This window comes from Providencia sp. PROV189 (genome assembly GCF_028480065.1).
Taxonomy (GTDB): domain Bacteria; phylum Pseudomonadota; class Gammaproteobacteria; order Enterobacterales; family Enterobacteriaceae; genus Providencia; species Providencia stuartii.
The window spans coordinates 116,510-131,273 of record NZ_JAMPOG010000003.1; the positions used below are offsets into that span (position 1 = coordinate 116,510).

At 42.3% G+C, this 14,764-nt stretch carries 13 protein-coding genes; 9 read left to right on the forward strand and 4 right to left on the reverse strand.

Annotated features, from left to right (window positions below; all coding sequences use genetic code 11):
* Positions 1-409: 409 nt before the first annotated feature.
* On the forward strand, positions 410-1,018 hold the full coding sequence (gene umoD, locus PR833_RS01875) for a UmoD family flagellar biogenesis regulator (RefSeq protein ID WP_004920810.1): 609 nt from the start codon (positions 410-412) through the stop codon (positions 1,016-1,018).
* A gap of 71 nt (positions 1,019-1,089) precedes the next feature.
* On the opposite strand, the gene mfd is transcribed toward umoD, so the two are convergent.
* Positions 1,090-4,536 (reverse strand): transcription-repair coupling factor, encoded by a 3,447-nt coding sequence (gene mfd, locus PR833_RS01880; RefSeq protein WP_272525843.1) that lies wholly within the window; start codon positions 4,534-4,536, stop codon positions 1,090-1,092.
* 195 nt (positions 4,537-4,731) lie between these two features.
* Between mfd and lolC the strand changes: the two genes are divergently transcribed.
* Genes lolC through lolE form a run of 3 tightly spaced genes read left to right on the forward strand, consistent with a single transcriptional unit; the run spans position 4,732 to position 7,875 of the window.
* A complete protein-coding gene (gene lolC, locus PR833_RS01885) occupies positions 4,732-5,934 on the forward strand; it encodes a lipoprotein-releasing ABC transporter permease subunit LolC (RefSeq protein WP_272525844.1) in 1,203 nt (400 codons plus the stop codon).
* Positions 5,927-6,628 carry a lipoprotein-releasing ABC transporter ATP-binding protein LolD gene (gene lolD / locus PR833_RS01890; RefSeq protein ID WP_004920807.1) on the forward strand — a complete coding sequence of 234 codons (702 nt, stop codon included), beginning with the start codon at positions 5,927-5,929 and terminating at the stop codon, positions 6,626-6,628. The genes lolC and lolD overlap by 8 nt, the downstream gene beginning before the upstream one ends.
* Positions 6,628-7,875 (forward strand): lipoprotein-releasing ABC transporter permease subunit LolE, encoded by a 1,248-nt coding sequence (lolE, locus tag PR833_RS01895; RefSeq protein WP_014656158.1) that lies wholly within the window; start codon positions 6,628-6,630, stop codon positions 7,873-7,875. Before lolD ends, lolE begins: the two co-directional genes overlap by 1 nt.
* Positions 7,876-7,911: 36 nt before the next feature.
* Here the strand turns inward: lolE and PR833_RS01900 are convergent, their stop codons facing one another.
* Both PR833_RS01900 and PR833_RS01905 read right to left on the reverse strand, forming a co-directional pair.
* Complete coding sequence (locus PR833_RS01900) at positions 7,912-8,469, reverse strand: class IV adenylate cyclase (RefSeq protein WP_121874556.1); 558 nt, start codon at positions 8,467-8,469, stop codon at positions 7,912-7,914.
* 131 nt (positions 8,470-8,600) lie between these two features.
* Positions 8,601-9,098, reverse strand: a complete 498-nt coding sequence (locus tag PR833_RS01905; protein WP_196734031.1) for a TIGR00645 family protein — start codon at positions 9,096-9,098, stop codon at positions 8,601-8,603.
* 305 nt (positions 9,099-9,403) lie between these two features.
* On the opposite strand from PR833_RS01905, the gene cobB reads away from it, so the two are divergent.
* Positions 9,404-10,240, forward strand: coding sequence for a Sir2 family NAD+-dependent deacetylase (cobB, locus tag PR833_RS01910; RefSeq protein WP_014656156.1), 837 nt, complete (start codon positions 9,404-9,406; stop codon positions 10,238-10,240).
* Between the two features lie 63 nt (positions 10,241-10,303).
* On the opposite strand, the gene PR833_RS01915 is transcribed toward cobB, so the two are convergent.
* A complete protein-coding gene (locus tag PR833_RS01915; RefSeq protein WP_061063932.1) occupies positions 10,304-11,014 on the reverse strand; it encodes an SDR family oxidoreductase in 711 nt (236 codons plus the stop codon).
* A 399-nt stretch (positions 11,015-11,413) separates the two neighbouring features.
* Here PR833_RS01915 and ssuE point away from each other — a divergent pair, with 399 nt between their 5' ends.
* From ssuE to ssuD, 4 genes are read left to right on the forward strand one after another with little or no spacing between them, the layout of a single operon-like run.
* Positions 11,414-12,004, forward strand: a complete 591-nt coding sequence (gene ssuE, locus PR833_RS01920; protein ID WP_004920800.1) for an NADPH-dependent FMN reductase — start codon at positions 11,414-11,416, stop codon at positions 12,002-12,004.
* A 2-nt stretch (positions 12,005-12,006) separates the two neighbouring features.
* Positions 12,007-12,786, forward strand: a complete 780-nt coding sequence (gene ssuC, locus PR833_RS01925; protein WP_004920799.1) for an aliphatic sulfonate ABC transporter permease SsuC — start codon at positions 12,007-12,009, stop codon at positions 12,784-12,786.
* Complete coding sequence (locus PR833_RS01930) at positions 12,783-13,538, forward strand: ATP-binding cassette domain-containing protein (RefSeq protein ID WP_040133239.1); 756 nt, start codon at positions 12,783-12,785, stop codon at positions 13,536-13,538. The genes ssuC and PR833_RS01930 overlap by 4 nt, the downstream gene beginning before the upstream one ends.
* A 24-nt stretch (positions 13,539-13,562) precedes the next feature.
* Entirely contained in the window at positions 13,563-14,711 is a 1,149-nt protein-coding gene (gene ssuD / locus PR833_RS01935; RefSeq protein ID WP_053109919.1) for an FMNH2-dependent alkanesulfonate monooxygenase, read from the forward strand.
* Positions 14,712-14,764: the final 53 nt, after the last annotated feature.

The following is a 14,764-nucleotide window of genomic DNA, read 5'->3' on the forward strand; positions in this document are numbered from 1 at the left end:
CATGTTAAAGCTGTAGGTAAGAAAAGGTAATATAAAAAATGCTAGTCGTGTTCTCTGATGAAAATTAAAAAGGTCGTTTGCATTCATTGAATGAGAAATAAAAAAATAAAGGGGGAAATTGATAGAAATTAATAAAAAGATATCTTCGTGTTATTACTTAAAATAAGTGTAAAAAAGACTTTTTTATAATTATAATTACCAAAAATTGATCGTAATCAATATGTGAAAATAGATTAAAATTTAATTTATTGACTTAACAACCAACAGGAGTAAGTTAAATTTTTATTGACTTGTTCTTGATTAAGAAAACTCTAAATCTTTTGATTGTTTTGCCAGTAACTATCGAATTATTAAAGCGAAAAGTTACAATGGGACTATTCACTAACATTGTCATTAATAAGGGCAGCCTATGAAGCTAACATATAAGGTGTTATTAGCAGCAATAGTTATTTGCCTTATTATTATTGTATCAATAACTTCGCTGCGTTTCTCCAAGGATGAAAGTCGGTTGGCGACGGTAATTTCGATAGAGCCAATAAAATCGCATCGGCTGATTGAACAGGAGAATTGTTCAGTTATGGGGATATTTGATGGATTTAATCAGGAATATCTATCGCGCTATCACCCAGCTCAAAGTGAATGTAAGATGGTATTTATGATTGAGGCACTCCAAAAGGACTCCTTATCATCACTACTTGAACGTGACAATCGTAAATGCATAGTAACAGAAAAAGTAGAACAAATTATTGTGGGTTATGATGTGGTATACCGTATTGGTAATACCCTAGGCAAAGTACGCACCGTTTATGATCCAGGCCTATTTATCCCCCTTGATGAAAATGGGCGATTAGATTTAAGTACCTCTAGTAGTCAACTTTGTAAAGCGGCACGTAACCAGACTGATGCATTAGTGCCGTTTTATTGCGTCAAACTTGATGAAGCTAGCCGAAACTCGCTGAATATGAATAATGCCGTAGAGATTTATGCGGGAAAAAACACCTACGCTTATTTTGAATAAAAATGAGCGGAAAAGCCCCAGTAACATCATTATGTGGCTGGGGCTTTTCATTTGTTCTAACGCATCATAAATTATGCTTCTAGTAAGTTATCCGCACAGTCACGCAACAACTGTTTGATAAACTCAATGCGTGTCACGCGCTCGCTGAGGTCATGCACAAATTTCAACCTTACAGGACCATCGAGGCGGAAGGTTTTCGGTTGATTTTGTAATAGACTGATTAAGAAGTTTGGCGAGACTTTATGTTTTTCACCAAATTCAATAAATCCACCTTGCTCATGAGCTTCAATTCGCTTGATACCTAATTTTTCCGCTTCGAGCCTGATAGCGGCGCTGGCAAGTAAGAAACGTCCAGCATCGGGTAATGTGCCAAAACGGTCAACCAGCTCAGTACGAAGATCATTTAACTCATCTTCATTATGAGCACTGGCGATACGCTTATAGAACGATAAACGAATATTAACATCATGAATGTAATCGTCGGGAAGCAGCACGGGCATGCGCAGTTCAACTTCTGTTTGCTGATTAACTAAGTCCTCTAATGAAGGCTCACGCCCATCTTTTAATGCCTCTACCGCGCTTTCCAGTAACTCCATATACAGCGTAAACCCGATCGTCGTCATCTGCCCGCTTTGATCTTCACCGAGCAATTCTCCTGCACCCCGAATTTCCAAATCATGAGTGGCAAGGGCAAATCCCGCACCAAGATCTTCAAGGGAAGAGATAGCTTCTAAACGTTTATGTGCGTCAGCAGTCATCGCTTTTGGATGTGGCGTTAATAAATAGGCATAGGCTTGATGATGAGAGCGGCCTACACGACCTCGTAGCTGGTGTAGCTGCGCTAAGCCAAAATGGTCTGCACGTTCAATAATGATGGTATTCGCTGTTGGAATATCGATACCCGTTTCAATGATGGTCGTACAAATCAGGACATTGAAGCGTTGATGGTGGAAATCGGTCATCACACGCTCCAGTTCGCGCTCACGCATTTGCCCATGACCGACCACAAAGCGCGCTTCTGGTACTAATTCTTCCAGACGTTTTTTGGCTTTTTCAATATTTTCAACATCGTTGTAGAGATAATAAACTTGGCCTCCACGTAATGTTTCACGCAAAATGGCTTCACGAACCACAAGGTCATCATATTGGCGTACAAAGGTTTTCACGGCTAAACGGCGAGCAGGAGGCGTTGCGATAATCGACAGATCCCGCATGCCACTCATGGCCATATTGAGTGTACGAGGGATAGGGGTTGCGGTGAGCGTTAAAATATCCACATCCGCACGCATAGCCTTAATACGCTCTTTATGACGAACACCAAAACGGTGCTCTTCATCGACCACGAGCAACCCTAAGTCATGCCACACTAAGTCACTTTGCAGTAACTTGTGGGTACCAATCAAAATATCGACTTTCCCTTGAGCGGTTTCTTCGAGTATCTGTTGCTGCTCTTTGGCGGTTTTGAAACGAGAGAGCATTTCAATTCTTACCGGCCAATTTGCGAAACGGTCACGGAAATTATCGAAATGTTGTTGAGCCAGCAAAGTGGTAGGCACAAGCACCGCAACCTGTTTATTATTATTGATGGCTAAGAAAGCTGCTCTCATAGCGACTTCGGTTTTACCGAAACCGACATCACCGCACACAAGGCGATCCATTGCGATAGGTTGACACATATCGCTAAGCACGGCATTAATTGCCTGCTCTTGATCGGGGGTCGTTTCAAAAGGGAAGCCTTGACAAAACTCTTGGTACTGCTCTTTGTCATGTTTGAAGGCAAAGCCGGGTTTGGCGGCTCGCTGAGCATAGATATCAAGTAGTTCAGCCGCGACATCACGGACTTTTTCTGCGGCTTTATGTCGCGCTTTCCCCCAACTATCGCTACCAAGGCGGTGTAGCGGGGCATTTTCATCTGCACCACCGGAGTAACGGCTAATAAGATGCAAGGATGAGACAGGAACATATAGCTTGTCGTTACCCGCATAGGTCAAAATCAAATATTCCGCTTTAATTCCACCTGCTTCAAGTGTTGTTAACCCTTGGTAACGACCCACTCCGTGCTCAATATGAACAACTGGCTGCCCAGGACGTAGTTCGGCTAAGTTACGGATCAGCGTATCAGTATTGATGGTTCGGCGGTTATCTGTGCGGCGACGAACAACACGTTCCCCTAATAAATCACTTTCACATATCAACGCACGGTGTTGTACTGATTGAATAAAACCGTGTTCAGCAGCCCCGATCATGATGGCAAAACGGTTGCTTACTGGGCTGGAGTAGTGACTAATAGTCTCAGGGCGAATTTTGATCCTTCCCAATAATTCAGTGACTGTCTCGCGCCGGCCTTCACTTTCAACAGAGAAAATGACGGTGCCATCAAAATGTTCAACAAATTGACGCAATTTTTCAAGCGGCTGTTTACTTTGCCCTTGTGTACCGATATCTGGCAACGGTAGGTAATCTAAATTAGTGTTAGCTGCCTTATCGGCTAATTTTTCAACAGATAGCTGTACTCGCGGCCATTTTTTTAATGCCTGATTGAGTTGCTCGACGGTCAGCCATAAATCTGTCGGTGGCAACAAGGGGCGCATCGGGTCAACACCGCGGCTTTCGAAACGTTGTTGGGTATCACTTTGGAAACGTTCGGCAGCTTCTTGATAATGCTGTGAGATAAACAACGTATTTGTTGGTAGATAGCCAAATAGCGATGGCAAAGGTTGACTAAAAAAGAGCGGTTGCCAGTATTCAATCCCTGTGGGAAGTGTTTTTTTGCTGACTTGTTGATAGATATGTTCAGGGTCGCGCCTGACTTCGAATCGTTCACGCCACTGGCTACGGAAGCGTTCGATGGCATCTTTGTCTGTTGGAAACTCGTGTGCAGGCAACAGGTTGATGCTCTCAACTTCTTCAAGCGTTCTTTGGCTATCGACATCAAAGGTACGCAGACTATCAATTTCGTCATCAAAGAAATCAATTCGGTAAGGGAGTGCGCTCCCCATTGGGTACAGGTCTAATAATGCGCCACGTGTAGCGTATTCCCCGTGTTCCAAAACTTGTTCAACATGGCGATAGCCTGCCTTATCTAGCTCGTCGCGCAAGTTATCGCGCGAAAGTTTGTCACCTTTAGCCATCACGAGTGCATGGCTAGCCAGAAATTCAGATGGGCAAACCTTCTGCATTAAGGTGTTGACCGGAAGGATCAAAACCCCTTTTTGCATAGTAGGTAAGCGATACAGTGTTGATAAACGGTGTGAGATAATTTCTTGATGTGGTGAAAAGTTATCGTAAGGCAAGGTTTCCCAGTCGGACAATGTTTCAATTGGCAGCTGCGTAAACTGTTGAATTTCATCTCGGAGACGCAAGGTGTTTTGCATGTCTCTTGTGATAATGACCACAGGCCCTTGATGACGCTCTATCATCTCTGCACATTCAAGTGCACCCGCGGCCCCAATCAAGCATCCAAGATGACGGACATCACCACCGCGTGTAGGAAGTTCATAACGAAATTTTGAAGACATAAAAATATTCGGTTTCTCAAAGCATAATGGCTAAACGACCTGTTTTACCCCGTACAATTGTCTGAAAGTAAGACAAACAGGCCGTGCCAATAAGAAAAAAATCCACAAAACCGGGGCCGGGTGGTTCCATTCATCATTCGTACCCTTTATTATCGCTGAACACTTCGCTTTGGCAACAGGGGCGTTACAGATTTCATGTCTCAATCTGTCTCAACATTTATAGGTCTGCGTTACATGCGCGGACGAGCTGTCGACAAATTCGGCCGTTTTGTATCCAGTTTATCAGCCATTGGTATCACGCTAGGGGTTGCGGCATTGATCACCGTGACCTCCGTCATGAATGGATTCGAACGATCGTTACAAGATAGCATACTCTCTTATATGCCGCAGGCCGTTTTAACGTCGGCAACGGGGCATATTGACCCACAAAAATACCCCATTGCAGATCTACAGGGCCTGCAAGGTGTTTCTCATATTGCACCGCTTGTGCAGTCGGATGTTGTTTTGCAAAGCCGCTCGAATGTCGGGGTAGGCATGATGCTTGGCATCACTTCTGACGAACGATCACCACTATTAGATAACTTGATTGACGGGCAGCGCTCAGAATTAGTCGAGGGGCAATATCGTGTCTTCTTGGGGAATAAGCTGGCGGAAAATTTAGGTTTAAAGCGTGGCGATGAAGTTCGTTTGATTATCCCTGGAGTCAGTCAGCTTACGCCAATGGGGCGTATTCCTAGCCAACGTTTATTCACGGTGGCGGGGGTGTTCCAAACCAATGGTGAGGCCGATGCCAGCGAACTGATTGTTGCGCAAAATGATGCTGCTAGGATGATGCGCTATCCCGCAGGGCATATTACAGGCTGGCGGTTATTTCTGAATGAACCGTTAAAGGTCGATACGTTGAGCCAACAAAATTTACCTGACGGACTGATTTGGACCGATTGGCGTGAACGCAAAGGTGAGTTTTTTCAAGCGGTCAAAATGGAAAAAAATATGATGGGTCTGTTGCTCAGCCTCATCATTGCTGTCGCGGCTTTCAATATTATTACTTCACTCTCTTTATTAGTTATGGAAAAGCAAGCTGAGGTGGCCATTTTAAAAACGTTAGGTTTAAAGCGTGGGCGCATTTTGGCGATTTTTATGATCCAAGGGGCAGGTGCGGGGATTATTGGCGCATTAATAGGCTCACTGCTTGGTATGTTAATTTCCAGCCAATTGAATTTCTTGATGCCGCTATTTGGCATGTTGCCAAAAGGGGTCCACTTACCCATTGTACTTGATTTTTATGGTATTTTAATTATTGCGGTATCCGCAATGCTCATTTCGCTGCTTGCGACGCTTTATCCTTCTTGGCGTGCGGCGGCTGTGCAACCTGCTGAGGCGTTACGTTATGAATAAACAACCACTTCTTATCTGTGAACATTTAAGCAAGGTCTATCAGGAAGGCGCATTGTCGACGCAAGTATTAAAAGATGTCTGTTTTTCGATTAATGAAAGCGAAATGATGGCAATTGTTGGTAGTTCAGGCTCCGGGAAAAGTACCTTACTGCACCTATTAGGTGGCCTTGACACCCCGTCTGAAGGCGAGGTGATTTTTCGGGGGCAACATATTAACCGCCTCTCATCGGATCAGCGTGCCGCCATCCGTAACAAAGATTTGGGGTTTATTTATCAGTTTCACCACTTATTACCTGATTTCACGGCATTAGAAAATGTGGCTATGCCATTACTGATTGGTGGTATGAATAAATCAGAAGCCTTTGATAGAGCGACTAAAATGCTGGATGCGGTTGGCTTAGCCCACCGTTCAGGGCATAGGCCATCCGAGCTTTCTGGTGGTGAGCGGCAGCGTGTGGCGATTGCTCGAGCATTAGTTAATCAGCCTGCATTGGTACTTGCGGATGAGCCAACAGGGAACCTTGATTTACGTAATGCAGATGCGATTTTTGAGTTACTCGGTGAGTTAAATAAAACCCAAGGCACCGCATTCTTGGTGGTGACTCATGATATGAAGCTAGCGCATCGTTTATCGCGCCAACTTGAGATGCGTGACGGGCACCTTCAACAAGATATCACACTGGGGGCAGTGTAATGTCTGGATTACCGCTGACTTTACTTACAGCGTTACGGTTTAGCCGTGGTCGCCGCCGTACAGGGATGGTATCACTGGTTTCTATCGTTTCAACACTTGGTATTGTTTTAGGTGTGGCCGTCTTGATTATAGGTTTGAGCGCCATGAATGGGTTTGAGCGCGAACTTGAAAATCGCGTTTTATCGGTGGTGCCACATGGGCAAATCTATGCGGTGAAAGCCCCATATCAAGATTGGCAATATGCTGAGAATGTGATCCGCAATACTCCCGGGGTCAAAGCAGTGAGCCCGTATGTTGGGTTTACTGGCTTGCTAGAGCGCGGAGCTAATCTCAAAGCAATACAGGTTATGGGGGTTTCGCCGAAAACCGAGTCAGAAGTCAGTGCATTGCCTAAATTTGTACTCGATGATGCGTGGAAAGATTTTAAAGCAGGGAAACAATCGATTATTTTAGGGCAAGGTGTTGCTGACTCACTGAATGTTAAAGTTGGGGATTGGGTAACCATCATGATCCCCAATACAGATGCGAGTTTAAAAATCCAACAACCTAAACGGATCCGTGTTCAAGTTTCAGGTGTTTTTCGTTTAAGTGGACTATTAGATCACCAATTAGCGCTGATCCCTATTGCCGATGCGCAAGCGTATTTAGGCTATGGTGATGGCATTACAGGGTTTGAAATAAAAGCCGATAATCCATTTAATGCGGATAAAGTTGTTTATGATGCGGGCCTGAAAACCATGCATCATGTGGTTGTGAAAAGTTGGATTGGCGACTACGGCTATATGTATAACGATATTCAGATGGTACGTAGTATCATGTACTTGGCTATGATCCTCGTGATAGGGGTTGCTTGTTTTAATATCGTGTCTACGTTGGTCATGGCGGTCAAAGATAAGAGTAGTGATATTGCTGTATTGCGGACACTTGGTGCTAAAGACAGGCAAATTCGGGCGATTTTTTTGTGGTATGGTTTGCTAAGTGGACTCGTTGGCTCCTTAATAGGGGCAATACTTGGCGTGGTTGTTTCATTAAATTTAACCACCATAATCAAAGGACTTGAGTATGTTATCGGGCATCCTATCTTGTCTGGCGATGTCTATTTTATCGACTTCCTTCCTTCTCAATTGCACCTATTAGATGTGGTGTATGTGTTGCTGACAACGGTGGTATTAAGTTTGTTGGCAAGTTGGTATCCTGCACGCCGAGCAAGTAAACTTGACCCAGCTCGTATCCTGAGTGGTCAATGATAACTAACTGGGTAGCCTATCGTTACCCAGCTTGTTTTATTGTTCCCCATTGCGACGCGCAAGTTGTATCTGCTTATAACTGCGCGTTTCTATCAATGTGTCATTGAAATCATATTGTTGAGCGAGAGACATCAACTGCTGTGTGAGCTGAGGGAGCAGTGAAAGCGTGTCTGTCATTATGGCAAATTCAGCAAACCAGCCAATACCCTCTAAATAATCAATAGTGATATGTACATCGCCAAGAAAATAGATGCTACGTTGTTTGCTGGTGGCGAAATAGCATTGATAGCCAAGTGTTGTCAGCATATTTTTGACGTGAGCACAATCTTCAATATTAATCGCTTTACATTCTGAACTACCAGGGCCTTTGACTATCCATAATTTAATGCCTGAAGGGGACATTTCACGGACTGACAGACTTATTCCTTGCTGCGCAAGCTGACCATCAGGCATATCAAAAAAGTCATCTTTTTCCGTATTATTTTCCGTAAAGACTTCAGCGCCATCAGCCATGATCCGTTGTAAAAAACGGTTTGGGTCAGGCAATCTAAATTTAATTTCGGCTTCATATTGACCAACAAAATGTTCACTCATGGTAATTCCTAGTTTTATTTATGGGGCAAGGTATTTTCTTCTAAGCTGTGGAACAATGCAGGTATTTAAATGCGAAAGAGTACAACTTATAAAAAGAGGGAAAAATAGTCTTTCCCTCCGATTTAGATGTGTTATTTGCTTTTTTTCATAATAGATTGATCAAGGTAACCCATCACAAATGCGGATAAAACAAATGTTAAATGGATAATGACATACCACATTAATTTGTTATCAGGGATATTCTGTGAGTTCATAAAAACTTTTAACAAATGGATTGATGAAATGGCTACGATAGAAGCAGCTACTTTATTTTTTAATGAGGTTGCATCCATCTTACCTAACCAACCCAATTTTTCGCTATTCTCAGGGATATTGAGCTGGGAAACAAAGTTCTCATAGCCTGAAAACATCACCATTACGAGTAAACTACCGACTAACGCCATATCAATTAATGATAATAGTATCAGAATTAAATCTGCCTCAGGGATTGAGAAAATATTGGGGATCACATGCCATAGTTCTTGAAAGAACTTAATCGTTAATGCAAATAGAGTCAGTGATAGGCCAAAGTAGATAGGGGCAAGTAACCAACGTGATGCATACAGCGTCTTTTCAAACAATTTTTCCATATAAACCTTTTACTGTGTGATGAATTAATCGTGTTAAAAGTAAACTCGTCTATTTTAGCGAGTCTAAATTCAGACTGCGATATTTAGTTTGGTTATGAAGATATAATCACTGAGAAAAACGTATTATTATGGCTTAGTGGCGTTTAAGATAAGTGATAGATAAACATTTAGCCTCACAATTCCTTTTGTTATTTGTTGCGTTATACTGACATTCGAATTAGGTTTGGGTAACGATTATGATCATTGCGAGTAAGGTATAAAACTCGCGGCGATAACAACATGGAAGAAAAAGGTATTTATTGATGTTGCGATTTCGTCATAGGCTAAAGAAACTTAAAAAAATTAAAATGTTACGTCGTCAACGGGCTCGCGATCGTTTTTTTTACAGTGAAAATAGAATAACCAATATGAAAAATGTGAAAGTCGTCGTACTAACTGGGGCGGGTATTTCTGCTGAATCAGGCATTCAAACTTTTCGTTCTTCGGATGGTTTATGGGAAGAACATCGCGTTGAAGATGTGGCAACACCGGAAGGGTTTGCTCGTGACCCACAATTAGTGCAGCGTTTTTATAATGAACGCCGCCGCCAACTTCAACAAGAGAATATTAAACCAAACCCTGCACATTATGCTTTAGCGCAATTAGAAGATTTGTTAGGGGATAATTTTCTGCTAGTGACTCAAAATATCGACAATTTACATGAGCGTGCGGGTAGTAAGCGTATTATTCATATGCACGGTGAGTTATTAAAAGTCCGGTGTAGTTGGTCAAATCAGGTATTAGAGTGGAAAGGGGATTTATCCACAGATGAACGCTGCCATTGTTGCCAATTTCCTCAACCGCTAAGGCCGCATATAGTTTGGTTTGGTGAGATGCCATTAGGTATGGATGAAATTTATCAGGCTATTGAGAATGCGACACTCTTTATCGCAATTGGCACGTCTGGTCACGTCTATCCTGCGGCAGGTTTTGTGCATGAGGCAAGGCTAAATGGTGCACATACTGTCGAGCTAAATTTAGAGCCAAGTCAGGTTGAGAGTGAATTTGAAGAAAAACATTATGGTTTGGCTAGTGAGGTCGTGGTTGATTATGTGAAGCATCTTATTGCCGAACTGACGATGGCGAGTGAAAGCAAGATTTAACACGCGATTTAATGAAGGGGGGTAAAACCCCTTCATCATATCACTTTCTTGCATGGCGTGATGTTAGACGTTTTCATCTAACATAGCAGGCATCGTAATCTCTTTTACACAAGTTGCGTTACTCGTACTTAAAACAAACTTGACGGCATTAAGGACGTCTTGCAAGGGGATTAATGCACCTTCAGTGCGTGAAATAACGTCATCGACAGGTACTGATAGGGGGTATTCCGTTGCTAAATAACCGAGATTAATCACAGAAATAGCTATTTTATCTTGGCGTAATGTCTCCCTTAGCGAGTGAACAATACCGCGTAGTGCATACTTTGAGGCAGAAAAAGCCACTTCATGACCGTTATGGTTATCTAATCCCCACGTTGAGCCAATTAAGATGATTTTGCTATTTTGGCCAAGTCGTAAATTAGGCAACATTGCCTTGAGGTGCAAGATACAGGCACTGATATTGGTTTGGATCATCGTGAGCAGTTCAACATCATCCGTTGATTCAAATCGATAATCGTCGGTGAACGCATATTTTTCCCAAATGCCGACATTATAAATTAGGCAATCAATCGGGCTATCTTGCAGGGTGCTCTTTACGGTTTGTACAGAATTCGTTTCCGATAAATCAGCTTGGATCCAATGAAAATTGTTATTGGAGAAAGAAGGCATAGAGCGAGAAACGCCATAAATAGTATCTTGTGCGGTAGGAATACCTTCAATTAATGCTTTTCCCAACCCTTTACTGACACCATAAACTAAAAATTTTTTTGTCATCGATATTCTCTTTATTTTAAGCTGAATGAAATAGATACCGTCGCGATGGTTTGCTTTGCATAGATAATAATAGAGGAATAAAAATAATGCTATTGGGAAGTATAAGCTTTAATTCAGCGATGGCTAAAATAAATAATAGGCAAAGTTAAACAGTTGACTAAAAAATAATAATCCCCTGATAACTGGATAATAATAAGTATAAGAATAGTTTTATTTTGTTGAATGCTGCTATCAAAAATAGGGTTAGGCGATTTATTTTATGGAATTTATTATTTGTTATTAGATATAAATAAATATGCTTATGATAAATATGTTCTGACTAAGAACAAATAATTATTTCTGTTTATCAGAGTAACTCGATAAAGATTAAGGACGGTTAGTTCTTAATGCGAGATAAATATGAATGTCTTAATCATTTCAGGTAGCCCCGCGCTAAAGTCGCGTTCATCAGCATTGCTTGATTATGCTCAACAATGGCTGAGTCAGTTTAATTTGATAATTCAACGGATAAGTGTGAATGAATTTGATGCGAGTGTGCTGTTACAGGGTAAATATCAACATGCACAAATTCAAAAATTTATCCAACAAGTCAAAGAAGCTGACGGTATTATTATTGCGTCGCCGGTTTACCAATCCTCATACAGTGGCGTACTTAAAGCCGTGATAGACCTATTACCTCAACGCTCTTTATTACATAAAACAGTATTACCCATCATGACAGGGGGGAGTGAACATCATCAGCTAGCATTAGATTATGCCTTTAAACCATTACTTACCGCATTGAAAGCAGAAGAGATTATTAGTGGCATCTATACCAGTGACCAGCATTTTCAGTATTCAGAAAATACGCATCAATATCTTATTTCCCAAGAAATAATTGAGCGACTAAATAGTAATTTACAGGCTTTTTATCACACGTTAAATAAAAATTATTTTCAGCATATTAACTATCAGACTCAATTACCATTAATCAATGAAATGAGGCTTTAAGTATGGGCTACTCACGTATTGTTATTTTGAGTTGGTTAGTGCCACTGAGTTTATTAATCGTTTGGCAATTTTCAGTCAGTACAGGTTGGCTTTCGAGCCGAATATTACCTGAACCTCTACAAGTTTTTAGTGCGGGGTGGAACCTTATAAAAAATGGTGAACTTTGGGAGAACTTAGGAATTAGTGCATTACGTGCGGGCATTGGATTTATTATTGGCAGCTCAATCGGATTAATATTGGGATTAATAACAGGACTTTCTCGATTAGGTGAACTCTTATTAGATAGTTCCATTCAAATGATCCGTAATGTGCCTCATTTAGCATTAATTCCCTTGGTGATCCTTTGGTTTGGTATTGATGAATCGGCAAAAATATTTCTTGTCGCACTAGGAACCTTTTTCCCAATTTATTTGAATACGTTGCATGGTATTAAACATCTCGACCATAAATTAATTGAAATGGCAAAAAGCTATGGTTTACACGGTTATAGCCTATTTCGCCATGTTATTTTCCCGGGAGCACTACCTGCAATATTTGTAGGGGTACGTTTTTCATTGGGCTTGATGTGGCTGACATTAATTGTTGCAGAGACGATTTCGGCTAATGCGGGGATCGGCTACTTAGCGATGAACGCTCGCGAGTTTTTAAGAACGGATATCGTGGTTTTCACCTTAATTATTTACGCCTTATTAGGAAAAACAGCCGATACACTCACCTATTTACTCGAAAGAGTTCTACTTCAATGGCATCCCAAATGGCATAAAAAAGAGGTCACAGCATGATAACGAAAACACAATGTTTTGCAGCCAATACGGGGATCCCAATTCAATTAGAGGGCGTGATAAAAGGCTTTAGGGGAAATAACGTCTTACGGTCACTCAATTTTGCTATCCCCGCTGGGCAATTCGTGACCATCGTGGGGCACAGTGGTTGCGGAAAAAGTACCTTATTACGTTTGTTGGCTAATTTAGATTCGCCAACATCAGGGGAGATCACCGTGGCAAAACAGCCTTTATCCAATTTTCATGGGGATATTCGCATCATGTTTCAGGAGCCTCGGCTCTTACCTTGGAAAACGGTGATTGAAAATGTGGCGCTCGGGTTAAACAGAACGTCGCACAATGAGGCACTTAAGGTGCTAGCCTCCGTGGGTCTGTCAGACAAGGCGGGTGAATGGCCAGAAGAACTTTCAGGAGGACAAAAACAACGAGTCGCTTTAGCGAGAGCATTAATCCATCAGCCTCGTTTGTTACTACTCGACGAGCCTTTTGGGGCATTGGACGCCTTAACACGTATGGAAATGCAACAACTGCTGATCAAATTATGGCACCAGTATCAATTTACGGTGGTTTTGGTCACGCATGATATTCATGAAGCAGTATGGACCTCGGAGCGAGTATTGATGCTAAAGGAAGGGATGCTGCATCTGGATATTAATATCAACGAAAACTACCCCAGAAGCTTAACCAATGCCTTTTTAATTGATTTGGAATCACAAGTACTCAATGCGTTGACTGAGCGAAAGTTTGCTTGATCACTGAAAATAAGGAATCTCAAGATGGCGATACAACAAAAACTGCAATTGTTTTGGTTTTTACCAACGCAAGGGGAAGGGCGTTATTTAGGAACTCAAAAAGGTGGTCGGGCTGTCACACTCCAATATTTACAGCAGATTGCGATTGCAGCCGATAGCCTTGGTTTTCATGGTGTCCTGATCCCGACAGGAAAAAGTTGTGAGGATCCGTGGATAACGGCGGCATCCTTACTCTCAGTCACTCAAAAATTACGCTTTTTAGTCGCGGTGAGACCCGGCTTACAGTCACCGACATTGGCGGCTCGAATGACATCAACATTGGATAGGCTCTCTGACGGTCGTGTGCTAATCAATGTGGTGACAGGTGGTGATCCTGTTGAAAACAGAGGCGATGGTATTTTTTTAAATCACAGTGACAGATATAAAGTAACTAAAGAGTTCCTTGATATATACAGACGCCTTATGAGAGGGGAAGCGGTTGATTATCAGGGTGAACATATACAGGTCGAAGATGCCAGTTTGCTATTTCCTCCGGCACAACCATACGGGCCTCCTCTCTATTTTGGCGGGTCATCACCAGAAGCAATGGAGATTGCCGCTGAACAGATTGATACCTATTTAACATGGGGAGAGCCACTCGCGGAGGTTAGTGAGAAAATTAATGCGGTGAAAAGACATGCTCAAGCTAAAGGGAATTATGTGGAATTTGGTATTCGGTTGCATGTGATTGTGCGAGAGACGGAGCAAGAGGCCATTGATGCCGCCAACCGCCTTATTTCACACATCGATGATGAAACAATTGCCAAGGCGCAATCGGTCTTTTCTCGGATGGACTCCGCCGGCCAAAAACGCATGCAATCATTGCACAGCGGTTCAAAAGATAACCTTTTCATTGCCCCTAATTTATGGGCGGGGATTGGCTTGGTGCGTTCTGGGGCTGGTACAGCTTTAGTGGGCGATCCTCAGCAAGTTGCGGCACGTATCAGGGAGTACCAATCGCTTGGGATCAGCAAATTTATTTTTTCAGGGTATCCACACTTAGACGAAGCCCATCAATTTGCAGAATTAGTGATGCCGCTGTTAGTGGATAAAGAGGCCGCGCTATCACCGCAACACGTTAGGTCACTTGGTGAAACGATCGGTATCCATATGCGGCCAAAGCAGGCAGTGTAAGGTAATAGCCTCACTATTTTATTCGATTCTTGCCAATAATTATTGTTGGCAAT

Excerpts from the sequence above, each read along its gene's own strand:
- umoD (WP_004920810.1), top strand. The coding sequence starts at position 410 with ATGAAGCTAACATATAAGGTGTTATTAGCAGCAATAGTTATTTGCCTT.
- mfd (WP_272525843.1), bottom strand. The coding sequence starts at position 4,536 with ATGTCTTCAAAATTTCGTTATGAACTTCCTACACGCGGTGGTGATGTC.
- lolC (WP_272525844.1), top strand. The coding sequence starts at position 4,732 with ATGTCTCAATCTGTCTCAACATTTATAGGTCTGCGTTACATGCGCGGA.
- lolD (WP_004920807.1), top strand. The coding sequence starts at position 5,927 with ATGAATAAACAACCACTTCTTATCTGTGAACATTTAAGCAAGGTCTAT.
- lolE (WP_014656158.1), top strand. The coding sequence starts at position 6,628 with ATGTCTGGATTACCGCTGACTTTACTTACAGCGTTACGGTTTAGCCGT.
- PR833_RS01900 (WP_121874556.1), bottom strand. The coding sequence starts at position 8,469 with ATGAGTGAACATTTTGTTGGTCAATATGAAGCCGAAATTAAATTTAGA.
- PR833_RS01905 (WP_196734031.1), bottom strand. The coding sequence starts at position 9,098 with ATGGAAAAATTGTTTGAAAAGACGCTGTATGCATCACGTTGGTTACTT.
- PR833_RS01915 (WP_061063932.1), bottom strand. The coding sequence starts at position 11,014 with ATGACAAAAAAATTTTTAGTTTATGGTGTCAGTAAAGGGTTGGGAAAA.
- ssuE (WP_004920800.1), top strand. The coding sequence starts at position 11,414 with ATGAATGTCTTAATCATTTCAGGTAGCCCCGCGCTAAAGTCGCGTTCA.
- ssuC (WP_004920799.1), top strand. The coding sequence starts at position 12,007 with ATGGGCTACTCACGTATTGTTATTTTGAGTTGGTTAGTGCCACTGAGT.
- PR833_RS01930 (WP_040133239.1), top strand. The coding sequence starts at position 12,783 with ATGATAACGAAAACACAATGTTTTGCAGCCAATACGGGGATCCCAATT.
- ssuD (WP_053109919.1), top strand. The coding sequence starts at position 13,563 with ATGGCGATACAACAAAAACTGCAATTGTTTTGGTTTTTACCAACGCAA.